The sequence below is a fragment of the Sphingobium anseongense genome, assembly GCF_037725245.1.
In the GTDB taxonomy this organism is placed as follows: Bacteria; Pseudomonadota; Alphaproteobacteria; order Sphingomonadales; family Sphingomonadaceae; genus Sphingobium.
The window spans coordinates 24179-48981 of sequence record NZ_JBBJUL010000004.1 but is presented as its reverse complement, the minus strand read 5'-3'; the positions used below and the strand labels follow the sequence as shown (position 1 = coordinate 48981).

General features: G+C 60.8%; 19 protein-coding genes and 2 pseudogenes. 15 read left to right on the top strand and 6 right to left on the bottom strand.

Annotation, left to right across the window (positions count from 1 at the left end):
• The first annotated feature begins 73 nt into the window (after positions 1 to 73).
• The gene (locus tag WG908_RS06580; RefSeq protein ID WP_340185782.1) at positions 74 to 820 is read left to right on the top strand and encodes a 16S rRNA (uracil(1498)-N(3))-methyltransferase; all 747 of its coding nucleotides are present in this window, start codon (positions 74 to 76) and stop codon (positions 818 to 820) included.
• Positions 821 to 920: 100 nt separating this feature from the next.
• Complete coding sequence (locus WG908_RS06575; protein WP_340185781.1) at positions 921 to 2294, top strand: glutamate--cysteine ligase; 1374 nt, start codon at positions 921 to 923, stop codon at positions 2292 to 2294.
• 23 nt (positions 2295 to 2317) lie between these two features.
• Here WG908_RS06575 and WG908_RS06570 read toward each other — a convergent pair whose 3' ends face one another.
• Genes WG908_RS06570 through WG908_RS06560 form a run of 3 tightly spaced genes read right to left on the bottom strand, consistent with a single transcriptional unit; the run spans position 2318 to position 5663 of the window.
• The gene (locus WG908_RS06570) at positions 2318 to 3628 is read right to left on the bottom strand and encodes a methyltransferase family protein (RefSeq protein ID WP_340185780.1); all 1311 of its coding nucleotides are present in this window, start codon (positions 3626 to 3628) and stop codon (positions 2318 to 2320) included.
• 46 nt (positions 3629 to 3674) lie between these two features.
• Positions 3675 to 4424, bottom strand: a complete 750-nt coding sequence (locus tag WG908_RS06565; RefSeq protein WP_340185779.1) for a sulfite exporter TauE/SafE family protein — start codon at positions 4422 to 4424, stop codon at positions 3675 to 3677.
• A 21-nt stretch (positions 4425 to 4445) separates the two neighbouring features.
• Complete coding sequence (locus WG908_RS06560) at positions 4446 to 5663, bottom strand: argininosuccinate synthase (RefSeq protein WP_340185778.1); 1218 nt, start codon at positions 5661 to 5663, stop codon at positions 4446 to 4448.
• Here WG908_RS06560 and WG908_RS06555 point away from each other — a divergent pair.
• Positions 5662 to 5787: a hypothetical protein gene (locus WG908_RS06555; protein ID WP_340185777.1), complete on the top strand. Its 126-nt coding sequence runs from the start codon at positions 5662 to 5664 to the stop codon at positions 5785 to 5787. The genes WG908_RS06560 and WG908_RS06555 overlap by 2 nt on opposite strands.
• 32 nt (positions 5788 to 5819) lie before the next feature.
• Here the strand turns inward: WG908_RS06555 and WG908_RS06550 are convergent, their stop codons facing one another.
• A complete protein-coding gene (locus WG908_RS06550; RefSeq protein WP_445326674.1) occupies positions 5820 to 7880 on the bottom strand; it encodes a putative bifunctional diguanylate cyclase/phosphodiesterase in 2061 nt (686 codons plus the stop codon).
• A gap of 81 nt (positions 7881 to 7961) precedes the next feature.
• On the opposite strand from WG908_RS06550, the gene moaA reads away from it, so the two are divergent.
• From moaA to WG908_RS06505, 10 genes and pseudogenes are all read left to right on the top strand, one after another.
• Positions 7962 to 8978: a GTP 3',8-cyclase MoaA gene (gene moaA, locus WG908_RS06545; protein WP_340185775.1), complete on the top strand. Its 1017-nt coding sequence runs from the start codon at positions 7962 to 7964 to the stop codon at positions 8976 to 8978.
• Positions 8975 to 9751, top strand: coding sequence for an NAD kinase (locus tag WG908_RS06540; protein ID WP_340185774.1), 777 nt, complete (start codon positions 8975 to 8977; stop codon positions 9749 to 9751). Before moaA ends, WG908_RS06540 begins: the two co-directional genes overlap by 4 nt.
• 482 nt (positions 9752 to 10233) lie before the next feature.
• Positions 10234 to 10809: an RNA polymerase sigma factor gene (locus WG908_RS06535; protein ID WP_340185773.1), complete on the top strand. Its 576-nt coding sequence runs from the start codon at positions 10234 to 10236 to the stop codon at positions 10807 to 10809.
• Positions 10806 to 11762: a FecR family protein gene (locus WG908_RS06530; protein WP_340185772.1), complete on the top strand. Its 957-nt coding sequence runs from the start codon at positions 10806 to 10808 to the stop codon at positions 11760 to 11762. Before WG908_RS06535 ends, WG908_RS06530 begins: the two co-directional genes overlap by 4 nt.
• Before the next feature lie 70 nt (positions 11763 to 11832).
• Positions 11833 to 14541, top strand: a complete 2709-nt coding sequence (locus WG908_RS06525) for a TonB-dependent receptor (protein ID WP_340185771.1) — start codon at positions 11833 to 11835, stop codon at positions 14539 to 14541.
• Positions 14542 to 14728: 187 nt separating this feature from the next.
• Positions 14729 to 15376, top strand: coding sequence for a nuclear transport factor 2 family protein (locus tag WG908_RS06520; RefSeq protein ID WP_340185770.1), 648 nt, complete (start codon positions 14729 to 14731; stop codon positions 15374 to 15376).
• A gap of 160 nt (positions 15377 to 15536) precedes the next feature.
• The gene (locus WG908_RS06515; protein WP_340185769.1) at positions 15537 to 16724 is read left to right on the top strand and encodes an SMP-30/gluconolactonase/LRE family protein; all 1188 of its coding nucleotides are present in this window, start codon (positions 15537 to 15539) and stop codon (positions 16722 to 16724) included.
• Positions 16615 to 17378: pseudogene (locus WG908_RS16545) on the top strand (PQQ-dependent sugar dehydrogenase). The gene WG908_RS06515 and the pseudogene WG908_RS16545 overlap by 110 nt, the downstream one beginning before the upstream one ends.
• A 204-nt stretch (positions 17379 to 17582) precedes the next feature.
• On the top strand, positions 17583 to 17990 hold the full coding sequence (locus WG908_RS16540; RefSeq protein WP_445326673.1) for a c-type cytochrome: 408 nt from the start codon (positions 17583 to 17585) through the stop codon (positions 17988 to 17990).
• Positions 17991 to 18583: 593 nt separating this feature from the next.
• The gene (locus WG908_RS06505) at positions 18584 to 20797 is read left to right on the top strand and encodes a TonB-dependent receptor (RefSeq protein ID WP_340185768.1); all 2214 of its coding nucleotides are present in this window, start codon (positions 18584 to 18586) and stop codon (positions 20795 to 20797) included.
• Between the two features lie 50 nt (positions 20798 to 20847).
• Here the strand turns inward: WG908_RS06505 and WG908_RS06500 are convergent.
• Positions 20848 to 21066, bottom strand: a pseudogene (locus WG908_RS06500) (ISAs1 family transposase); the annotation flags it as partial.
• 50 nt (positions 21067 to 21116) lie between these two features.
• Between WG908_RS06500 and WG908_RS06495 the strand changes: the two are divergent.
• Both WG908_RS06495 and WG908_RS06490 read left to right on the top strand, forming a co-directional pair.
• On the top strand, positions 21117 to 22139 hold the full coding sequence (locus tag WG908_RS06495; RefSeq protein WP_340185767.1) for a hypothetical protein: 1023 nt from the start codon (positions 21117 to 21119) through the stop codon (positions 22137 to 22139).
• A gap of 68 nt (positions 22140 to 22207) precedes the next feature.
• Positions 22208 to 23434, top strand: coding sequence for a sulfotransferase family protein (locus WG908_RS06490; protein ID WP_340185766.1), 1227 nt, complete (start codon positions 22208 to 22210; stop codon positions 23432 to 23434).
• A 72-nt stretch (positions 23435 to 23506) separates the two neighbouring features.
• Here WG908_RS06490 and WG908_RS06485 read toward each other — a convergent pair whose 3' ends face one another.
• On the bottom strand, positions 23507 to 24478 hold the full coding sequence (locus WG908_RS06485; RefSeq protein ID WP_340185765.1) for an Lrp/AsnC family transcriptional regulator: 972 nt from the start codon (positions 24476 to 24478) through the stop codon (positions 23507 to 23509).
• Positions 24479 to 24803: the final 325 nt, after the last annotated feature.

The window sequence follows — 24803 nt, the reverse complement described above, 5'->3', positions numbered from 1 at the left end:
ATGAGCCGTACTGCTCTAGAAGAAACAGGCGGGCTTCGAAAGGTTCGGCCCGAACCGATGGATGGATTTTTCGATGCCCGCAACCCCCGCCTGGCCGCCGCAAAGCGCGCCGCGCCTCCATGTCGAAACCCAGCTTGGCGAAGGGGTGGCGGTGAGCGTGGACGGCAATGCGGCCCACTATCTGATCAGCGTCATGCGGGTGAAAGCCGACGACATCGTGCTGTTGTTCGACGGGCGGTCGGGCGAATGGGCGGCGCGGGCGCGCGACATCCGCAAGCGCGACCTGGTGCTGATGTGCGAAGCGCAGACCAGGACGATTGAACAGGTGCCCGATTTTTGGCTCTGCTGCGCGCCGATCCGAAAAGGGCGGATCGACCTGATCGCCGAAAAGGCGTGCGAATTAGGCGTCGCACGCATCCAGCCGGTGCTGACGCGGCGGGCGGTGGTGGACAAGCTCAATCTCGACCGGCTGCACGCGCACCTGGTGGAGGCAGCGGAACAGTGCGGGCGGACCGCGCTGCCGGAACTGCGCGAGTTGCTCAAGCTCGACGCGCTGCTGCGGGACTGGCCGGACGGGCGGCACCTGTTCTTCGCCGACGAGACGGGGGGCATGCCGCTGGCGCAGGAGCTTGCCGCGCATCGGGGTCCGGCGGCGCTGCTGATCGGGCCGGAAGGCGGCTTCGACCCGGCCGAGCGCGAGGCGATCCGCGCGCATCCCGCTGCCGTCCCGCTATCGCTGGGGCCGCGCATCCTGCGCGCCGAAACGGCCGCGATCGCCGCAACCGCCGCATGGATGACGCTGAACGGCGACTGGCAATAGTTTCATTCCGCAATGCGATTGATCCGGCCAGCACGGCAGCTTATGTATGCGCCGCGCACGCTTGTTGGACGCGCAGAGGGGACAACGCTAAGGGCGGCGCATGAGCACCAGGACCGACTCGGGGGGCAGCAATCCCGTCATCGAAAGCCGCGATCAGCTGGTCGCCGCCTTCGCCAAGGGAGAAAAGCCCAAGGACCGCTGGCGCATCGGCACCGAGCATGAGAAATTCGTCTACAGCCGCAAGGACCATCACGCGCCTTCCTACGAGGAAAAGGGCGGCATCCACACGCTGCTGATCGGCCTGACCCGCTATGGCTGGAACCCGGTGTTCGAGGGCGAGAACATCATCGCGCTGACGGGAAAGGACGGCGCGATCAGCCTGGAGCCGGCCGGCCAGCTCGAACTGTCCGGCGCGCCGCTCGAAAACCTGCACGAAACCTGCGCCGAAACCGGCCGGCATCTCGAACAGGTCAAGCATGTCGGCGATATGCTCGGCCTTGGATTTCTGGGCCTTGGCATGTGGCCCGACAAGACCCGCGCGGAATTGCCGATCATGCCCAAGGGCCGATACGACATCATGCTGCGCCATATGCCGCGCGTAGGATCGCTGGGGCTGGACATGATGCTGCGTACCTGCACCATCCAGACCAATCTCGACTATGGCAGCGAAGCGGACATGGCGCGCAAGTTCCGCGTCAGCCTGGCACTCCAGCCGCTCGCCACCGCCCTGTTCGCCAATTCGCCGTTCACGGAAGGCAAGCCCAACGGCTATCTTTCCTATCGCAGCCATATCTGGTCGGATACCGACCCCAGGCGCACGGGCATGTTGCCCTTCGTGTTCGAGGACGGCTTTGGCTATGAACGCTATGCCGACTACGCGCTCGATGTGCCGATGTACTTCGTTTATCGCGACGGCGGCTATATCGACGCGGCCGGGCACAGTTTCCGCGATTTCCTCGATGGCAAGCTGGCGGTGCTGCCGGGCGAAAGGCCGACCGAGAAGGATTGGGAGGACCATCTGTCCACCGCCTTTCCCGAAGTGCGGATGAAAAGCTTTCTGGAGATGCGCGGCGCGGATGGCGGGCCGTGGGGCCGAATTTGCGCGCTGCCCGCCTTTTGGGTCGGGCTGCTCTATGACAGCCAGGCGCTCGATGCGGCGTGGGACCTGGTGAAGGACTGGAGCATGGAGGCGCGGCAGACGGTGCGCGACAGCGTGCCGAAACTCGGGTTGGACGCGCCGATCGGCAACGGCAGGACATTGCGCGACATCGCCGCACCCGCGCTGGACATCGCGCGATCAGGCCTCGCCGCGCGCGGGCGGCTGAACGCTGCGGGCGACAATGAGACGGGCTATCTGTCCGCGCTGCAGGAGGTCGTGGCGTCAGGCAAGACCCATGCCGAACGGCTGCTGGATCGCTATCATGGCGAATGGGGCGGCGACGTGTCGCGCGTGTATGAAGAAGAGAGTTTCTAGGCGGACGCTAAGGGCGAGATGGATCATTCCGCCGGCTGCAATCGGGCGGGATCGCGTGTTCGCCCCGTGATCCAGGCGATCAGCCGGGGCACCGGCCCGTTCCTGTCCATCCAGTCGCTATAGGCGCGATAGGCGGGATCGGCGGACAAGTGCTTTTCCTCCGTTCTGGCGCGCCAGTAATAGACGGCGTTGGTCGCGGCCAGCATCGCGCAGTTGCGCGCCATGTCGATCAGGCTGCCCGAAATCGTCAGGAACGGCAGCGCGGAAAACCACCAGAACAGGTTTTTGGACAGATAGGCCGGGTGCCGCGTCCAGCGGTACGGCCCGTGGGTCAGGATGCCGCGATGGGTCAGGTTGGAAAAGCGCAGGCCGAACGCCACCGTCGCCCAGGCATATAGCGCGGTCAGCAGCACCAGCCATCCGCCCAGCAGCCATTGCAGCGCCGTTTGCCCCTGAACCCAGACATGCCATTCAGCGCCCCCGCTGTGATAATTCAGCGGGCCGCCACCGCCCATCAGGACGAAGGGGGGATAGCAGATCAGCGCCGCCAGCCAGCCGCCGAGATAGGGATTGGCCATGCGGATATGGGCGTCGAGCGGCCTGAAAGTCAGAATATAGCCGATCGTGGCGAAGCAGACGTCGATCATGAACATGACCGCGATCAGGAACAGCGCCAGATCGACCGGATTTGAGATGGCGTCGGTCAGGTTCCAACCGATGACGCTGGCGAAATTGCCGGGCACGATCGACACCATGAAGGCCAGGAAGAAGCCCTTGACCGTCCAGGCGCGGGCGTGATGCGCGACCTGCGCCATATCGGGCGCGCCCGCCGCGCCGCCGATCACCCATTGGCCAAAGGCGAAGCAGGCGTCGCGCGGCTCCGCCAGCAGCCGGTCGAGCCACAGCACATAGGGTATGGAAAACAATATGAGGCCCGGCGCGGCCCATGCGAACAGTTCCATCGAATAGCGGTAGCTGCCCTGCCAGTACCAACGCGCGAGGCAGTAGAAAATGGCGATGGCAAGCCAGGTCGCCCACAGGCCGGCGATCTTCACCAGCCCCGTTTCCACAGCGGCGCGCCATCCGCGAGGCGGCGCGCTCCAATCGATCCCGGTCGACGGGTTGCGATGGACGCGGTCGACCAGCAGCGACCACAGGATCATCGGCAGGCCGCAGGCGGCCACGGCGGCAAAGCCCGCATAGGGACCGTCCATCCCATGACGACGCGCAATCCATGTCCACAGCGCCAGACCCAATATGCCCGCGATCCCCACGCCATGGCTGACGGCGGAGGGCGGACAGGGATCGCGCTGTCGAAAATGGGGAGCGGCCATGATGTCGACCCCTACAAAATATTGGTAAGCAAGCGGTGAAGATGGATCAGCCGATCGCATCCGCCAGCAGCTTGGCCCCCAGCAGCACCAGCAGGATATTGACCATGACATAGAAAAGCCGGCCGCTGATCCGCCGCACCAGCCACACCCCGGCAAAGGTCGACGCGACCGCCAGCGGCATCAGCCAGGCGGCGATGACGAGATTGTGGCGGGAAAATTGGCCCAGCGCCATATAGGCCGGAACCTTCGCCCAATTTACGATGGTGAACAGCACCGCTGTCGTGCCGGCAAATTCGATATGCGGCAGCTTCCGGGGGATGACCCACATCTGGAAGGGCGGACCGCCGGCATGGGCGATCTGGCTGGTGAAGCCGGTCGCAACGCCGAACAGCGTTCCGACCCAGCCGGGCGAATCCGATGCGGCGACGATCCGCCCTCCCCGCTCCACCCACAGCCGCCACAGGCCAAAGACCATGGCGATGCCGCCGACCACCGCCATGATCATGTCCACCGAAACCAGTTCGGCAAACAGCCAGCCGCACGCCACGCCGATCAGGCATCCGGGCAGCATGACCGCGACAATATGCCGGTTCCAGCTGCGCCGAAACGCCCAGACACCGATCAGGTCCTGCACCATCAGGATAGGCAGCAGGATCGCGGCGGCCTGCATGGGCGGCGCGCCCAGCGCGAACACCGGCATCGCCAGCGCGCCGACGCCGACCAGCCCGCCCTTGGTCAGGCCCACGATGATCGTCGCCACGACCGCCGCGATGACGAAGCCGGCCGATACATCCATCAGCGTGCGGACCGCCCTGCCCTAGCCATCGCGCCGTCCCAGCAGGCGCAGGCGCAGCGCGTTCAGTTTGATGAAGCCCGCAGCGTCGCGCTGGTCATAGGCGCCGGCATCGTCCTCGAAGGTCACGACCTTTTCACTGTAGAGCGAATAGGGCGACTTGCGGCCGACGACATGGACGCCGCCCTTGTAGAGCTTGAGGCGCACCGTGCCGGTCACCTTTTCCTGGCTATGGTCAATGGCTGCCTGAAGCATCTCGCGCTCCGGGCTGAACCAGAAGCCGTTGTAGATCAACTCGGCATAGCGCGGGGCCAGTTCGTCTTTCAGATGCGCCGCGCCGCGATCAAGCGTCAGTTGCTCGATACCGCGATGGGCGAGGTGATAGATGGTGCCGCCCGGCGTTTCGTACATGCCGCGCGACTTCATGCCGACGAACCGATTTTCAACCAGGTCGAGACGGCCGATGCCGTGCTTGCGGCCATATTCGTTCAATGTTTCAAGCAGGGTCGCGGGGGTCATGCCCACGCCGTTGATGGCCACGCCGTCGCCGCGCTCGAAATCGATGGTGATATATTCGGGCGTGTCGGGCGCATCCTCCGGGTTGACGGTGCGCGAATAGACATAGTCGGGCACTTCCTCCCACGGATCTTCCAGCACCTTGCCCTCGGACGATGTGTGGAGCATGTTCGCGTCGGTCGAAAAGGGGCTTTCGCCACGCTTGTCCTTGGCGATCGGGATCTGGTTCTTTTCCGCGAATTCGATCAGCCGCGTGCGGCTCGTGAGGTCCCATTCGCGCCAGGGCGCGATCACCTTGATGTCGGGCGACAGGGCGTAATAGCCCAGTTCGAAGCGGACCTGGTCGTTGCCCTTGCCGGTCGCGCCGTGGCTGACCGCGTCGGCCCCGACCATTTTCGCGATCTCGATCTGGCGCTTGGCGATCAGCGGACGGGCGATCGAGGTGCCCAGCAGATAGAGGCCTTCATAGAGCGCATTGGAGCGCATCATCGGGAACACATAGTCGCGCACGAATTCTTCGCGCAGGTCGTCGATGAAGATATGTTCTTCCCTGACGCCCATCAGCCGCGCCTTGGCGCGGGCCGGCTCCAGCTCCTCGCCCTGCCCCAGATCGGCGGTGAAGGTCACCACTTCGCACGCATAGGTTTGTTGCAGCCATTTGAGGATCACGCTGGTGTCCAGCCCTCCTGAAAAGGCGAGGACGATACGATTGATGGACTCGGACATGCTGGCTGCGACCCTTCCCGTGATGGCGCGAATTACCGGCGCGCCGGTATCAGGCGGGATCGAACAGCGCAACTATGCAAGGGGCGAAGGCGTCATCTTATCCGGCTTTGGCGGCTTCAATTAGGCATCGCCCCCAAACGATCGGATCGGATGGTCCTAGCCGGCGATCAGGCGGACGAGATCCGGCGAAGCGATGGCCGGCGAGCGCAGGAAACCCTGAAAATAATCGCACCCTTCGCGCGCCAGCAGGTCGAGTTGCTGTTCGGTCTCCACCCCTTCGGCGATCACGCGCAGCCCCAGCGACTTGGCCATGTGGATGACGCCGCGCACGATGATGCGGTCCCGCGCGGACCCGGCAATGTCCTGCGCCAGGCCGCTGTCGATCTTCAGATAGTCGAGCGGCAGGCTCTTGAGATAGGCAAGGCTGGAATAGCCGGTGCCGAAATCGTCTATCGCCACCGCCAGTCCTTCGGTCCGCAGCGCCGTCAGCAGCGCGGCGGCGGCATCGACATCCTCGATCAATCCGCTTTCGGTGATTTCCACGGTGACGCGCGCGCGCGGAAAGCCGCTCGTGTCGATCGTGTCGAGCAGGGCGGTCATGAAGTCGGGCTGGGCGATATCGGACGCCGTGACGTTTATCGACAGGCGAAGGGTCGACAGCGCCGCCGGCCACGCCGCCGCCTGGCGCAGGGCTTCCCCGTGAATATGCGCGGACAAGGGCAGCATATAATCCGAACGCTCGGCCGCGGCGAACAATATGCCCGCCCCCAGCGCGCCATATTTCGGGTGGTTCCAGCGCGCCAGCGCCTCCACGCCGATGATGCGTTGCTGATCGACCGGATATTGCGGCTGGAACACGATGCCGATTTCGCCACGGTCGAGCGCCAGGCGCAGGTCGGTTTCCAACTGGTCGGCATCGACCTGCCGGCTGCGCTTTTCGGACGACAGGATGCGGATGCCCTCACCCCCTGCCTGCTTGGCGTCGGCCAGTGCGGTGCCGGCCCGACGCATCAATTGGGATGCATCGTCCCCCGCGCGCGACTGCGCGATGCCGCACCGCGCGGTGAGCCGGATCAGATGGTCGCCGGCGTTGAACGGCCTGCTGATCGCCCCCATCAGCCGCCGGGCCAGGAACACCGCGCGTTCGCTGGCCGCCGCTTCGCCTGTCAATCCGACCAGATATTCCGTGCCGGCGACGCGCGCGACGATCGGCCCCGGCCCCGTCACATCGTCCACCATCCGTTCGATCCGGCGCGCGATTCGCCCCAGCAAAGCGTCGCCCGCGACCTGGCCATAGGCGGCGTTCATCCGGTCGAACTGACTGATCGCGATCGACAGCAGCGTCACCGGCTGGTCCAGATGCCGTTCGATCCATGCGATCGCGCCCTGCCGGGTCAGCAGCCCGGTCAGATAGTCGCGCGCCCCCGCCTCTCTATCATGACCATCGGACAGCCATTCGACATCGCCGATGACCGCGCCGTCGCTCAGGCGCAGATGATGCACCAGCCGGTCGTCCGGCCTTCCGGGCGCGCCATGGGCGAAACTCGCCAGCCGGCCCGATCGCACCATCGTGCGCAGCGCCGTCACCACCGCCTGCCGATCCGCCCGAGGCACCTGCCGCAACAGCGCCAGCGGCGGCAGCGCATGATCGGGAATATTCAGATGACGGCGCAGCGCATCGCTCAGATGCACCAGCCCCCGCCCGCGATCATGTTGCCAGAACAGCGAATCGCCGCGCCGGATGCGGTGCGTCAGCCGCGCTTCCCGCGCCCCGCCGCCCAGACGATCGGTCATCACCTGCGCGGCGGCGAGCACAGCCTCCACCGCCTCGGGCGTCGGGGACGCGGCCAGGAAATGAGTCGCGCCGATCTGCATCAGCACCGGCACGTCCTTGAGCCGTTCGGGTTCCACCAGGATGATCAACGCGCCACCGCTGGCCGCGACCGCCGGGGCCAGCGCATTGACCAGCGACAGCGGATCGACGCCCCCGCGCAGATCGACCAGCGCGATCAGCGCGTCGCTCGCCAGATACCGTTGCGCGACACCCGCCGGCCGACGCGCCGCTATCGCCTGCCATCCCAGGTCGCGCACGACATGGGTCAGCCCGTCCCGATCATCGGGCGACAGCAGGAAAAGGCTATGATGGCTCTGCCCTGCCCGCTCCTTCCTGCTCACACTTATTGGCTCCCCAACCCGTTCGTCGCGACGCGATAGCATGACCTGGTTACCGCCGTCTTCCCAAAGCGATAAAGATGACCCCTGCTTGCGCAGTCTGGATGCATCGCCTACCTACACGCTATGGCCGTGGCCGCTCTTTCCTCCGCACATTTGACTGACGGCTTTGGTCGGCGGATCGAATATCTGCGCATTTCGGTGACCGATCGCTGCGATCTGCGCTGCCGCTACTGCATGGCGGAGCGGATGACGTTTCTTCCCCGCGACGAGATACTGACGCTCGACGAAATTGCGATCATCGCCGATCGGTTCATTGCCCGTGGCGTCCGCAAGATCCGGCTGACCGGGGGCGAACCACTGGTCCGGCGCGACATCGGCGATCTGGTACGGCGGATCGGGCGGCATCTGCGCAGCGGCGCGCTCGACGAACTCACGCTCACCACCAACGGCACGCGGCTGGCGGAACAGGCCGAAACCCTGTTCGATGCCGGCGTGCGGCGAATCAACGTCAGCCTGGACACGCTCGACCCTGCGCTGTTCGCGCATATCACCCGCGGGGGCGACATCGCCAAAACACTGGCCGGCATCGCCGCCGCGCAGGGGGCGGGCCTGCGCATGAAGATCAACATGGTTGCGCTGAGGGGCCTCAACGAGGACATGGTGTTGCCGATGCTGCGCTGGTGCGATGCACAAGGCCACGACCTGACCCTGATCGAAACGATGCCGCTGGGCGACACCGGCGAGGACCGGACCGACCATTATCTGCCCATGCACGAAGCGATCGCTCCGGTACGCCAGTCCCATGCGATCACGCCCCTGCCACATCGCACGGGCGGACCGGCGCGCTATTTCGCGGTCGATGGCATGAACGCGAAACTGGGCATGATCACGCCGATGACGCAGAATTTCTGTGCCGACTGCAACCGGATGCGGCTGACCTGCGAAGGCCGGATATTCATGTGCCTGGGGCATGAGGATCATGTCGATCTGAAGACCGCATTTCGGCAAGGCGGCGTCGACGCGCTCGATGCGCTGATCGATCGCGCCCTGGCGATCAAGCCTTTGGCCCACGACTTCGCGATCGGGCCGGACCATCGAAAGCCGGCGACCACGCGGCATATGAGCGTTACCGGCGGATGAGCGACGAGGTCCGGCGCGCCCTGGTCGCGTCTCCAACGCCAGCGTCCAAGGCGGCGGAGGAGCGGCTGCGCGCTTCCTATGATTTCGTGCCCGTCGACAAGGCGGAAATGGTCATCGCCCTGGGCGGCGACGGCTTCATGCTCCAGACCCTGCACGCGATGCTGGAAGCGCATCGCATCCTGCCGATTTTCGGCATGAACCTTGGCACGGTCGGTTTTTTGATGAACGAATGGCGGCTGGAACGGCTGGAACAACGGTTGCAGGCGGCCAAGACTTTCAAGGTCAATCCGCTGCGGATGACCGTGGACACGGTGGACGGCGAACAATTCTCCATCCCCGCCATCAACGAGGTGTCGCTGCTGCGCGAAACCCGCCAGACCGCCAAGCTGGAAGTGCAGGTAAATGGCCGCACCGTGCTGCCCGAACTGGTGTGCGACGGCGTGCTGGTCGCGACGCCTGCGGGGTCGACCGCCTATAATCTGTCGGCACAGGGACCGATCCTGCCGCTTGGGTCAGGCCTGGTCGCGCTGACACCGATCAGCCCGTTTCGCCCGCGCCGCTGGCGCGGCGCGATCCTGCCGGAAAACACCGCGATCCGCTTCACGGTCCTCGACCCGGTCAAGCGACCGGTCAGCGCGGTCGGCGACCAGCGGGAAGTGCGCGACGTCGCGCAGGTGGACGTGAAGATCGACCGGGCCACGCCGCTGACGCTGCTGTTCGATCCCGAACATACGCTGGACGACCGCATTGCCGCGGAACAGTTCATCGCCTGACGGGCGGCCTGGACATATCGTCCGGGGAATGGTGACGACCTGGCCAAAACGAGTCAAGACACCGCCACCACCTGGCCAAACTGGCGGTGCTTGCGTGTCGCGAAGATCAGCAGCACCGAGAATATGGCAGCAACGGCCAGAAGCCCCGCGGTCATCGGGACCGGCAGCCGATATCCATCGGCGTGATCGAAAATGCAGCGTCATCACCGGGACCACGAAGATGCCGTCCATCGCTGCAAGCCCGAACACGGGCAAGCCTTTCACATAAAGCGCCCATATTCCGGCACCGGCCGATGAACGGCAAGGCGGACTGTCGTCAGCAAGGCGGAGGCGCCTTGTTACGCCCCTTTGGCGGCGCAGTTCATGTCCCGCCCTATGCCTCGAACGGGTGGCGAATTTCGAATGCGTGCATCGATCGGGGAAAGGGGTATTTCGGCTTTCGTGCGTCTTGGGTTACAGGCCTATGTGCGGGCGGAGGAAAAATGTTCAGCGATGACGAGTTGAACGGGTGGTTTCGTCGGGAGGTGCTCTCGCTTGAGCCTTCGCTGACCGCCTTCCTGCGCGGCCATTGTTCGCAAAAGGACGAGATCGCCGACCTACGGCAGGAAGTGTATGAAAAGGCGCTGCGCGGCGCCGGCCGGGGCTTGCCGGACCGAACCGCGCCCTATGTGTTCGCGATAGCGCGCAACCTGCTCATCACCCGCGCCAGGCGCGCGCGCATCGTGCGCATCGATTCCGTGGCCGATATCGAACGTCTGCCCATGCATCCCGACTGGCTGACGCCCGAGCGGTATTTGAGCGCCAAACAGGAACTCGCCCGCGCGCGCGAATGCCTGGAGGGTCTGCCGACCCGTTGTCGCGAGGTGATGCGGCTTCGCAGGGTGCAGGGAATGAAGATACGCGAGATCGCCGACCATCTTGGCATCGGCATCGATGCTGTGGAGCAACAGATCACACGAGGCATTCGCCTGCTCGCCAACCACATGCTCGAAACGGCTGCACCATCCGATGCCGAGGGCGCTTCGGCCTCCGTCGGCAAACCCCGCGAGGGTTCATGATGTCAACCGATATGACCGAGGACCGGGCCGCACGATTCATCGTGCGTCGCGACGAAGGCGACTGGTCGCCCACCGACCAGGCCGAACTGGATGCATGGCTGGCAGAATCCCTTTCGCACAAGGTGGCCTATTGGCGGCTGGAGGAAGGGTGGCGCCTGACTGATCGCCTGCGCGCGCTTTACGTCCCGGACGAGGATGCGCCGCCTGCAAGACGCATCTGGCGTTCCTTCGCGCCGTTCGCCGTCGCGGCATCGCTCGTTCTGGTGCTTGTGGGTTTCGCCATGTGGCCGCGGCCCGACCCGGTACGGATCGTGCAGTTCGAAACCCGGATAGGCGAGCGACGCACCGTGCATCTGCCCGACGGAAGCACGATCGATCTCAACACGAATACGAAATTGCGTGTCGCCCTGGGAGAGGAGCGCCGCTCCGCCTGGGTGAGCGGCGGCGAAGCCTATTTCCAGATCGCGCACGACAAGAGCCGGCCTTTCGTCGTTCATGCCGGCGGCCATGACGTATCGGTCCTTGGCACCAAATTTTCGGTTCGCCGCGATGGCGAACTGGTGCGTGTCGCGGTGCTTCAAGGGGCGGTCCAGTTTCAGGATACCGGCCATAGTTCGGCGCTGGGATCGACGGTGCTGCGCGGCGGATCGACGGCGGTGGCAAACAGCAAGGCCACCATCGTATTGCGCGAACCGCTGTCGCGGCTTGAACAAGGACTGCGCTGGCGCAACGGCGCCATCGTGCTGGATGGCAAGACGCTGGGTCAGGCCGTGGCGGAACTCAATCGCTACAACCAAATTCCGATGGTGGTAGCGGACGATCAGCTGGCCGCAATGCCGATCGGCGGGGGATTTCAGCTCGACAATCGCGAAGCGTTCATCCGGTTGCTGATAGAGGTTTATGACGTTCGCGTATCGCGAACCGCAGATGGAAAAATAATATTGAAACGTTGAGCAGGGGTTTTTTGCCCGCTGATGGTCTTATCCTCTGACGGCATACAGAAGCCGCATCAGGGGAGGAATCATGAAAAACTGGAAGCACGCCGCAGCTGCAACGATTTGCGGAAGCCTGCTGGCCTATGCCGCGCCGGCCATCGCTCAGGGCTATGCTGTCCCACGCGGTGACCTCGCGCAGGCCCTGAAACAGCTCGCACAGCAAACCGGGCTTCAGATGATCTATCGGCCCGATAAGCTGGCAGGCGCCGTCACCGCCGGAAGCAGCGGCAGCGCCACCCCGGAAGCTGCGCTGGCCGAGTTGCTCAAGGGCACGGGCTTTGAGGCGAGGCGCGATCCTTCGGGTGTCCAGGCGATCGTCCGGGAAGCCGCCAAGCGGCGCACCATTGCATTTCAGTCACAGTCGTCCGTTTCCGGCGAGCGGATGGAAGCGGCCCCTGCCATGCCCGCCCCGCCCGCCGAAGCAGCGGCTAGCGACATCATCGTGACGGCGCGCAAGCGCGAAGAGACGCTGATCGACGTTCCGGTTGCGATCACGGCGGTGACCGGGGCTGAACTGCAGCGTCGCGGCATCAGTTCGATCGACGGGCTTGCCCGGATCGTACCGCAGCTTGTCACGGGCGACGGCGGCAATGCCCAGGGCGGCAACATCGTGCTGCGCGGTATCAGCGGGTCGGACGCCAACCCCTTTGCCGACCAGGCGGTGTCGTTCAACATCGATGGCGTGCAGGTGGCACGTTCCACTATCCGCCGCCTGGCGCAGATGGACATGCAGCAGGTCGAGGTTCTCAAAGGTCCTCAGGCGCTGTTCTATGGCAAGAACAGCCCCGGCGGCGTGATTTCGATCCGCACGGGCGATCCGACCCAGGAGCTTCAGGGCAAGGCGTCGGTCGGCTACGAATTCAACGCTCATGAATGGCGCGGCGAAGGCTATGTGTCCGGCCCGATCACCGACACTCTGGGCTTCCGCGTCGCGGCCTATGGGTCGAAGATGCGCGGCTGGGTCGAGAACATCACGCCGCGCAGCGAGATAACCGCGCCACGGCATCGCTTTGCGCCCAGGACAAAGGAATTCGCGGTCCGGGGAACATTGAAGTTCGAACCGACAGACAGCTTCGACGCCCGGCTGAAGTTCACCTATGGCGAGATTCATGGCGACGGGTACACGTCGAACCTTCAGCTTGTCGCCTGCCCCGGCGGCGCGCCGCAATCGGGCCAGATCGACAATTGCCGGGCCGACGACAAGGTGTCGACCGGCGCGCGGACCGACAATTTCAGCCGGCGTTACCCGCGGTTCGGCACGGATAACCAGATGAAGGGCGACCAGAAGCAGATATTGATCGGCTATGAGATGAACTACCGCCCGAGCGACGAGCTGACGCTCACCTCAGTGACCGGCCTCTATCATCAAAAGGACCGTAACCTCATCAACGTGACCGCGACCTATGTGCCCGCGCGCATGCTGGCGTCCGATCAACGATTGAGCTTTACGGAACTATCGGAAGAAATCCGCCTGACCAGCGATTTCGACGGACCGCTCAACTTCATGATGGGCGGCCACTTCCAGACGAGCAAGGCCTCGCAGGGCGTGTCGGGATTCTATAACGGCACCAATTTCACGACGGTCGCCCCGCTCGTGCCGCTGGTGGTGGTGAACAATCTCTACAAGCAGAAGGGCAGCGCCTATTCGGCCTTCCTGCAGATGCAGTGGGATATCACCGATCAGCTCGAGCTGTCGGCGGGCGGACGCTATTCCTATGAGAAGAAGAGGCTGCCGGTCGCGCGGAGCCAGACGGGCGTCGATCCCACAACCGGGCTTCTCTTGCCCCTGGTGCCCATTTTCGCTCAGGGGTCGAAAGACAGCTGGAACGACTTCTCGCCTGAAGTCACGCTGTCCTACCATCCCGACCGAAACCTGAACATCTACGGTTCCTACAAGCACGGCTTCATTTCGGGCGGCTTCAACTCGGGCGGATCGAACGTGTCCTTGCCGCTCAATTATGATCAGCAGACGGTCAAGGGTTTCGAAGCGGGCGCCAAGGCATCCCTGCTGGATGGGGCGCTCACCGCGGGCCTGGCGCTCTACACCTACGACATCAGGGGTCTGCAGGTGTCGATCCTCACCCAAGGCACGACGCTGGAACTCAAGAATGTCGGCAAGGTCAGAAGCAAAGGCGGCGAGTTCGATTTCGCCTATCGCACGCCGCTCGAAGGACTGACTCTTCACGGCGCGGTGGCGTACAACAAGGGCCAGTATAACGACTATTTCGCCGGTTGCTACCGGGGCCAGACCAAGGCGCGCGGCTGCGCGTTCGTGCCCGTGCCGGGCCAGCCGGGACAGGGGGTGCCCGCCCCCGCCGGCGTCAACGGATCTCTCCAGAATCTGGCGGGAACGCAACTGGTCCGGGCCCCCGAATGGACGGGGAATGTCGGCTTCGATTATGAAACGCCCGTCACGTCCGGCCTGAAACTTGGTCTGTCGACCAGCATGACGTTCAGCGCCAGCTACCTGACCGACGCCGCGTCCAACCCGTTTGCGCGGGTGCCCAATTATCAGCTGTTCGACGCCACGGTCCGGCTCGCCGAACAGGATGACCGCTGGGAAATCGCGCTGATCGGCCGCAACCTTACCGATGAATATTATTGGACCCGGGCCAGCGACAGTCCCTTCACCGGCACCGCCCCCGGCAACGAGACAGGCCCGGCCATTTATGGCGATCTCCAGGCGGTTCCCAGCCGCGGTCGCGAAATCATGCTGCGCGTGTCGACCAGGTTCTGATGAACATATTGAGGATGCGCATCATCCCCGCGTGACCTGTGGCCCTGGCCTGCGCGACCCGCGCAGGCCAGGTAGCCGCGCCGAACCTATCTGCGGCGATGATCAATGTGCGGCCCTGTCATAACAGACATTTGCAGGCAGGGCGCAGGCACGCGATCACGGAACTGGCTCTATTAAGGACAGCATGATGAACGATCCCGAACATGGAGCCAATTCAGGTGGCGCGACGCGGCGTGATTTGATCGCAGGCGTAGCAGGGGGCATCATGCTGCCGTCCATGTCAAGCACGGCGATGGCAACGGCGACCAGTTCCCCCGTTACCGACACCGAGCAGTTGCTTGCCATCGAGGGCATCAAATATCGTAAGGCCCGATACGCATATTGCGTCGACAACAAGGACGCGGAAGGTTTTGGCGCCAATTTCACAGAAGATGCTGTGTGGGATATCAGCGGTCACCTGAACCCCCGCGATCCCAACACCGGGAAATGGACCGGGGTTAGCGATCTGAGTGAAGAATTTATTCGATCCTATACCGTCAAAGCCGGGATTTTGCCTGTCGTCGGCCGTACCAACATCACGAATGCCGTGAAGAAGGGCTGGGATCAAAACAAAAACACGTCCGCGCACAAACTGTTCAACCCGATGATCGACATTCTGTCGGCATCCCAAGCGCGTGCGATCTGGCCGTTCGAGGATGAATCCTATTCGCCCCCGCCCCGACCGTTCAGATATCTCAACGGCGTTGGCTATTATCATGAAACCTATGCCAAGGTCGGCAGGGACTGGTTGATCAGCTCGGTGAAGGTCAAGAGGACCTTTCTGGTCTTGCGGTAGTTCAGAAGTTCGACCTTTGATTGGCCGATGCGATGCGCATGGTGATATTGAGCCGGGTCGCGACCGGCGCCCTGCCGAAGGGATAGACATGATCTACCGTTCTTCGCCCCCATCCGGTCGCCCAGTCACACCAGAACCAAGGCTGATGAAGGAGAATATTGTGCTGAAAGTCTCCCGCGTGCTGACGATCTCGGCTTGCGCGATTGCCACGAGCCTGGCCGCACCGGCCCCTTCGACGGCAGCCCCGCCCTCCCCCCCTGCTCTGGTCTATAAGACGACCAGCCGCGCGCCGGTGATCCCGCCCAGCGAAGCCGGCCTCCAAACGATTGTCGCCGAGCCATGGTCGAGCATCATGACCAGCATGCCGGCGTTCGGCGGGATGGAGGAGAACCTGTTTATCGAAGGGCCTGTTTTCGACGGTCAGGGCAACCTGCTGTTCGTCGAGGTTCAGGGCGGCCGGATCATGCGGATTTCGCCCAAGCAAGAGCTGAAGATGATCCTGCCCAAGAACGGCGAAGGCTCGGCCGGATTGGCTTTTCACAAAAATGGCCGCATCATTGTCGCAGCCATAGGAGGCATAGGCGGCACACAGTCCGGCTCGATATTCTCGATCCGGCCGGATGGTTCGGACAAGCAGATCATCGTCGATCCCAAGGCGGGCCATATTCCCAATGACCTTGCCATGGACAAGGAGGGCGGCTTCTACTTCACCGATTTCCAGGGCAATAATGCCGATCGCACCGGCGGCGTCTACCATGTCGCTGCCGACATGAAGACGATCACGCCGATCATGACCCGCATGTCGATGCCCAACGGTATCGCGATCAGCCCCGACGGCAAGACATTATGGGTCGGCGAAGTCGGAACCGGGTTTCTCCATCGCATCGACCTTATGACACCGACGCAGATTTCGCCCGTGGTGGGCACGACGATGCGCTACCATTTCGTCGGCGCAACCGTGGATTCGCTGCGCGTGGACGCCGATGGCAACGTCTATGCCGCGCTGGCCGGCGAGGGCCGGGTCATGGTCTTCAATCCCAAGGGCGTCCCGATCGGCCAGATTCTGATCCCGGATCGGGAGAATGGCGAATTCCTCTTTACCACCAGCATGGCGATCAAGCCCGGCACGCGCGAACTCTATATCCTGTCGAGCAATTATCCCGGGCGCAGCGCCAAAATTCACCGAGCCGGCGCCTTCGCCCCGGCTCCAACAGCCCGGCGTGAAGGGCGACGCCGGAGTGCGGGTGACGCTCAGCCGGGGGCGCATCAAGGAGGGCCGCTGGATCGACAACCAGAACCTGTTTATGACACCAAGCCACATGTCCGGCTCGGCGAAAATCGCCTTTGACGATAAAGGCCATGTCTTGTTCTCGGTTCTGGACGACGATTGCATGGAATCCGAGCAGGATAAGACGCCGGCTCAGGACCTCGCCCAGGCGGGAGGCAAGATCCTCCGGCTGAACGACGATGGCTCCGTGCCTGCGGACAACCCGTTCGTCGCCCGGAAGGGCGCCTTTCCCTATGTCTGGAGCTATGGCCACCGCGTGCCGCTAGGTCTGGCGTTCGACGACGCCGGTTCGCTTTGGGAAACGGAGAACGGGCCGCGGGGAGGGGACGAACTCAACCTGATCCTGCCCGGCAAAAATTATGGCTGGCCGGTGATCACCTGGGGCCATCGCTATGATGTCAAGTCCGTCCCCCACCCCGGCCGCAGCAAGCCGGGATGGAGCAGCCGGTTTACAACTGGTCGCCGGCGCCTGCACTGTCGGCGATCCGCTTCTATAACGCCAACGCGTTCCCGAAGTGGACGGGGAGCGCCTTCATCGGCACGCTCAAATATCGAACGCTCATGCGGGCGACACTCACTAAGGATCGCGTGGTTCTTTTGGAGACTATATTGTTCAACGTCGGGCGCATGCGGGATATCCAGGTCGGTCCGGACGGGTTGATCTATCTCATCACCGACAGCGGCGAACTCATGCGTCTGCGACCGGCGCGGTGATACAGCCCGACCGTCTCCGCCGCGGGCATGATCGGAACAAGAGAATGAGTCGGAAAGTCCAGCAGTATAAGCCTTTTCCAGCCAGCATATTTATTCGCATCTTTATTAACAGTGATCTTTAATAAAAGTGTTCATTGATCTCAGAATTAAAGAAATATATATATCATCCGCCTGTCATCGCGATGCATTAGCATAGGTGAAATTATGGGACGAAGGTATATCAGATTATGCGCTAACAGCCTTTGCTTGATCGCTTATTTGATATTCGGTGCGGGCATTTACTTTAAGAATTACGTGTTGGCCGCGCGGGGACCCAATCAGAATCGTCTGTATACTGAAAAAAGCTGCGTTGCGTGCCACGATTTGAACGCGAGCAAGATTGGCCCTTCGGTTAAAGCGATCGCCAAGCGCTATTCCGTCAAGGACAAGGCAAAACTCGTCGATCGAGTTTTAAACGGCAGCGCCGGCTCTTGGGCAATGTGCCGATGCCCGCCACCAAAAGGATGGGTGCAACTCGGGAGGATGCCGACAGTATCGTCATCTGGATCCTCAATCAGAAGTGAACAGGGACGAACTCATCTTCCGAGGGGAGGCCAAAACAGATCAATATAGAAGCGTCCGCGTTAATGCCTGATCAGCGTGCAGGCTATGACGCGCGCGGTCGGTCGGGTTCCACATGACGGCTTCCAAGGTTGGTGTCGCAACTCCTCGGGACCATACCAAAACTCCATTGCCCTCGATTACGTCAGCGTTCTGACACAGCCTCTTACCGACCCGGTACGGCGTCGACCCGTTCATCGTCAGCGAACCGGGGGTAGCAGCGCCATGCGCCGAGGACGAGGATCACGGATCTGCCGCGGGCGCTGCTCGCTGGTCGTTGAGCGGGTCCAACACATCAATCTCATCAAAGGCCGTTTCAATAAGCTCAAAAACTGGCGGCGCATCACCACCAGATACGACAAAACCCCAAACTCCTCGGCTTCGTCGCTCTCGCTTCAGTTGGATTGTGGACGTCCTTCGTTCACGACACTCAGCGCCAATCGAGCAAAAAAATGCAGAAATCCTCTCCAAAATTGGAAATTTCGGCAGATTGGCAGTGCATTAATCAATAATAGCTTGATTAGACTGCTCATGCTGCTATTTTGGATGGCGGAACGAACAAAGAGTCGACCGCGCGCAAATTGGCGCAATGGAGGGGATGAGAAATGCAGACGAACATGAAATTCGGCAGCCGAATTTTGCTTGGGACGGCAGCGAGCTTGGTGCCGCTTTGCTGGAGCATGGGTGCGTTAGCGCAGGAGGCGCCGGAGGCCGATCAATCGGCGAGCGGTGGCCTCGCCGACATCGTCGTGACCGCCCAGAAGCGCGCAGAAAATCTTCAAAAAGTCCCCGCGTCCGTCACTGCATTAGGTAGCGATGCGCTCGAAACTCGCCAGATCGATAGCATTTCCGGCCTGCAGGCCGAAGTACCGTCGCTGGTGGTCGGCGAATTTTATGGCACGAGTCTGATCACGCTACGGGGTATCAGCACGGGTCTCACCTCGGGCGCAGAAGATCCGTCCGTGGCGACGCACATCAATGGTGTCTATCAGCCGCGCTCGCGGAGCGTTGATTCGGCCATGGCCGATCTTGAGCGGGTCGAAGTACTTTCCGGTCCCCAAGGGACGCTTTATGGACGCAACGCCACCGGAGGCGTGGTCAATTATGTGCTGAAACGGCCGACCAACTCTTTCGAGAGCGAAGTGACCGGCCGCATCGGCAATTATAGCCGTTACGGCATTCAGGGACGCGTTACCGGCCCGATCTCGGACGATGTCCGGATTTTGGTGTCGGGTATCTACGACAACCAGCACAAGGGTTATACCAAGAATCTCCATCCCAACGCGCCGCGATCGCGACTAGATTCCGGGCGGTCCGCAGGTGGCCGGCTTGCGGTGGATATCGGGTCAAAGGACGGGATCAATGTCGCGCTCGAGGCGATCTATCTCGATACGCGCACCGTGCCCGTGGCGGAATCCTTCGCCGCGCCGGATTCTCCGAGCCTTATAGCGTTTCTCGGCCAGCAGTCTTTTGTGCCGCGCAAAACATATTCCGAACTGCCGGCCTTCACACGGTCGAAATATTTGCAGACTTCCGCGACGATCAATGTGCCTATCACGGACAATGTGAGCCTGAAGTCGATCACCGGCTATCAGACATTCAAGGACCATATGCTGATCGACCTTGACACGAGCGGTGTCGCTAGCGGTCCGACCGACCAGAAGATCGACAGCAAGTCATTTACCCAAGAATTTGATTTCAACGCGGAAACACTCGACGGACGATTGAAATCGATAGTTGGATTATTTTATTTTCATGATGACTTTGTAAGTAATTCATCCACTCCCTTTTCCGTTCCTGGCTTTGCGGCAACCTTCGACACCTACGGCAAGATGCCTTCGAAATCCTATTCGGCCTTCACTGACCATACGTTTTCCGTTACTGATCGACTGCGCCTTCAATTCGGCATCCGCTATAACAAGGACGAGAAAAAGGCGACCCAATCCCTCATCGTTAACGGCGCTCCCGCCTGCCCGCTTATGACCAACAAACGCGAATGGGACGCATGGACGCCCAGGGTCGGCGCGCAATATGATGTTGAAGATAACGTCATGCTCTATGGCCAGTGGTCGAAGGGGTTCAAAGCTGGCGGGTTCACTGCCAACAGCTGCTACAATGGCTTCGATCCGGAATCGATCAAAGGCCCTGAGATCGGTATTAAAACTAAATTGTTCGACAATAGGGTCCGATTTAACTTGGCGGGATATTATTACAATATCTCGAATCTCCAGGTGCAGAAGGTTGTCGATGTCGGCAACTTTTTCACGCTGAATGCTGCGAAAGCAGAGATATATGGCGCGGAATTTTCGCTTAGCGCCCTTTTGGCCGACCGGCTCCAGCTCGACGCCTCCGGAATGGTTCAGTCAGCAAAATACTCCAATTTCCAGAACTGCAATGAAGCCGCTTTCCCGGGCGCCTGCGGAGCTTTCGATCCGCGTCCAGCAGCAGACCGTCAGACGGATGTTTCGGGCAATTGGTTGAACCGCGCTGCGCCCTATTCACTGAATGTCGGGCTGCAATACAGCTTCGAAATGAGTGGCGGCGCAGAGTTTCTGCTGCGTGGCGACACCTATTTCAGTGGCAAAGTCCACTTCAGCGAGTTCCCGAGCGATCAAGCGATCCAAAAAGCCTACAGTCTTCAGAATGCATTCGTGACTTACACGACCGCAAGCAAGCAATTTACCTTGCGTGGCTACATCAAAAACATCGCAAATGTGGATTACAAAGTGTCTCATTTTTTCAATTCTGCCGTCAGGCAGGCAATAGGGAATTACGGTACTCCAAGAACCTTCGGTATGGATGCCACAGTGCGGTTTTGATCGCGGTTGCGTCGTGGCCGCCGAGGAATGCAGTCTCGCAAACCATGACTGATGCTGGTGGATTTTGGGGCGGGAGGTTTGTTGGTTCTGTGCCGCGAATCTGAGCGCTGTGGTTTGGCCGGGTCTGGCGCGATGCAGCAATGGTCGATGGCGAAGGGGCGAACGACGGCCCTGTTTTTGGTGCCATGACCTTTTCGCAGGCAGGATTGGTCGGCACCCAAGAGGGCATCGAGCAACCAGTGCAATTGGTTTTCAATGTCCCAATGGCCGCTTCCGTCACAAAAGCGGGTCCGCACACTCGACTGACAAAGGATAAAGAATGCCCGCAACATCTTCCTTCTCACCCAAGCTGGTGATTTATGGGATTGGCTTTGTTGGTCAGGAGCTCGTCCGCCTGGCCACCAAGAAAGGATGGACAATCGAAGCCGCCTATAATCGTTCTGGAGATAAGATAGGCCAGGATATTGGAAGGTTGGCTGGGCTTGATCGCGATCTCGGCGTGTTGGTTCAAGACAGCGAAACGGGGGAATATTCGGGGTTGAATGCTGACGTGGCCCTGATTGCCGCGGGTGACCAGCTTGAGGAAAATTGGCCGGCTTACGAACGGTTTCTCGGCGCCGGCATCAATGTGCTCTGCCATGGTAGCGCGTCCTATAATCCGTGGTGGATGAACCCAGAACTTGCCGGGAAAATTGATGCGCTGGCGAAGCGTCGCTGCGTTACCTTCAGCGGCGGCGGCATATGGGACAGCACCCGGATTTGGAGCGGCATCATCGCGGCTGGCCCGTGCGTCGAAATCGAATCCATGCTCCATCGCACCCGAACCGAAATTGCCCGACAGGGCATGTATTGGCTTGATCGCCTGGGCGTTGGTCTGACCGCAGAAATGTACAGCGAGAAATATTCCGCCACTGGTGTTGGGGGCGGAGTGTTCGCCATTCCCTCGGTCAGCGTGCTGCAGAAGCTTGGATATACCATTGCGAATGTTACCCAAAGTCAGGAGCCGGTCATATGGGACGAGGAGTATTTTTGCCCTGTCCTTGAAAAGACCCTGCCGGCCGGCATCTCCTGGGGAACGCGCTTTCTGGTCGACGTAGAGACCGAAGAGGGCGTTGCCGCCCGATCCGAGATTGAAGCGCGCGCTTTTCGCGAGGGGGAGGTTGAGGAAATGCGCTGGACCATAAAGGGCATGCCCGGGATGGATATTCGCGTCGTGCGGGAAAATTCGGGCGTTGCATCGGCCTCCAGCTTGCTGAACCGAATTCCGGACGTAATGGCAGCCGAACCGGGGATCATGGAAATCACTAAGCATGCGCCTCTGAAGACGAGCGCGTTGCTATAAGGCTGTTGGCATAGCCCCCGGCCCGGCTCGGGATAGCATGAAAACAGCCAAATCCGAGGGGATTGCAAATGAAAAAAGAATGGACTTGGCGGGACGCGATCGACCACATCCCGGTTTATCAGCAGGCCCTCCCGGGCGGATATATGCGTGCGCCCTTCATTGCGGAAAATTTGATCGACACGGCACGGGCACGCACCACGCTGGAAGATTTGGGCGATCCCAGCTTTCTGGAGGGGCTCAACAAGGTGTGTGAGGCCTATTCGAGAGACCACAACCTTACCGACTTGGGCCATTTTACAGGTACGGAGTTTCTTGTCAGTACGCTGGCGAGGCGGCTTCAAATCGTAGATTGGCACAAGGCCCATCCAGAGGTGCAGAACGAGATTATTGATCGGCCGTGGATCATTACGGGATTGACACGATCCGGCTCGTCGCTGACTTCCCAGCTGTTCAACCTCGATCCACGGGTTCGCTCGCCTTTGACTTGGGAGGTCGACCATCCGGTTCCGCCCACGCAGCTTGTCACCCGCTATTCCGATCCTCGTATCGCCGAATGCGCGAGAGCGCTGGCGCATATGGCACCCGCGCAGAAAGCGATGCACCCGTGGGATGCGCTTTATCCGCAGGAATGCGTGCTCATGACGCAGATGGGCTTTCAGAGCATCATGTTTCAGAATATCTCGCTCGTTCCCGAATATATTGAATGGCTATTCGATAGCGATATGCGGCCAGCTTATCGCTTGCACAAACAAATGCTGCAGATATGGCAAGACGCCATCCCGACAGCGCATTGGGGTCTCAAGGCCCCCGCGCATATGGCTGCGATCGACGTCGTCATGGAAACCTACCCAGATGCCCGCATCATTTGGAACCATCGCGACCCGCTCAGCTGTATCGCATCGCATACAAGCATGACGATAGCCTTCGAGTGTATCAAAAACCCAAATCTAGACCCCCGGAAAGCCGCTGAACATTTCACATGGCAGTGGTGGACTGCATTGAACAGGATGATGGCGTACGACAAAGCTCAAAAGGATAAGGGTTGGTGTTATCATCTCTATTACAACCAACTGGCAAAAAATCCAACGGAGTCGATCGGATCAGCCTATAGTCATTTTGGGGAAAGTTTCGATCCCGTGCACGCTCGCAGCATTGGGAAGTTTCTTGCACAGCAACCCAAAGATTATTACGGTAAGCATATCTATGACATGAAAGAGATGGGGCTTGATCCGCTTATTATTCGTAAGCAGTTCGCTGAGTATATTGATACATATAACGTTCCACTTGAATATTGATTTCGGAGATTATTGGGGATAACTTCGGGTGCGCGCAGGCGGTGTACCCGCGATTGCCGTTCACATTCTTGATCAGACGTACTTCTGCCCCCATCGGAGGTCCATCTTGCGGGTACCAACCAATGTCGAAATCTCAACTCGAATGATGCCCTCGATCTGCGTTAGTTCTTGATTTTTAATTTCCATGATAGCCCGAGCATTCTCGGCCTGCAGGATGCCTTTGATTGGCGCGGATCCCGTTGTCACGAAAATCTGGGGCAGCCAGCTTTTGTTCCGCAGGCTGGCGATGACCTCCGGGAGCCGGTTTGGTTCGGGCTCGATTTCAACCAAGGCAAAGGCCCCGATACCAAGCGCAGGGGGATTGAGCACGGTGATGAACCGCATAAGGCCACGGCTTTCGAGAGACCTGATGCGATAACGCACTGTGCTGGCATTGATCTGACACTTGCGTGCAACCGATTTGATCGACTGGCGAGCGTTGAGCAGCAGTTCGGCAATAATTTGGCGATCCACCTCGTCAATCTGGTCCTCGGAATATTCTTCGGCGAGATCGTGCACGACATCCGTTGTCTCGATTCCCGGATCATGTCGCAAATATTGTGACCGGAACAATGCAATATCCAGTACGATCGACACGACTGAACGGTATATGCCTTCGATTTTGCCAATCTGGTTGAACAGGAGGTCATGCAGCGCCCCAACTGTTCTGAAGCGGATCATCACCAGCAGGTCATGAGTTCCGCCTAACAGTGTGCTCACCAAGATAACATGAGCGATCGGCGCGATCCGAGCGGCTACCGATTCAACGGAAACACGTCGGACGTCGATCAATACAAAACATATCTGCTGGCCAGCGGCCGCAAGATCGAGGACCGCCAAGACGCGGGACACCTTTCGCCGGTCCATAGCCCGCATCCGCGGCACAACCTTAGTTAAAGGCATGTCGAGCGCATCAGCAACCATACGGGCGCTGGCTTGAGGATCACTCGTCAAAACATCGAGGATCGCCCGATCAAGGTCTGTCAAAGGCGGTTGCGCGGTCATGCGCCTTCGCTCGCACTCCAGAAGCAGAGCACAGCCGTTCTTGCGCGTGTAGCAATGATCATTTTATCTGCAGCGCAATCTGATAGCGACGTACTCGAAGCGGGTGGATGTTCCGATATTAAGGCTCATCGAGCTCCGCCATATTTAACGACACCAAAAAGCCGTTCGATGAGAACCGCTACCCACGCTCCGCCTTCTATGGCGATATACGGGCGATGACAAGATAGCGCGGGGCGGCGGCACGGGGTGATCCGATGGCTAGGCTCAGCGTCCGCTTCGCCGATCCTCGCCCGCATTGTGCTCGCGCTTAAGAGCCAGTCGCAGT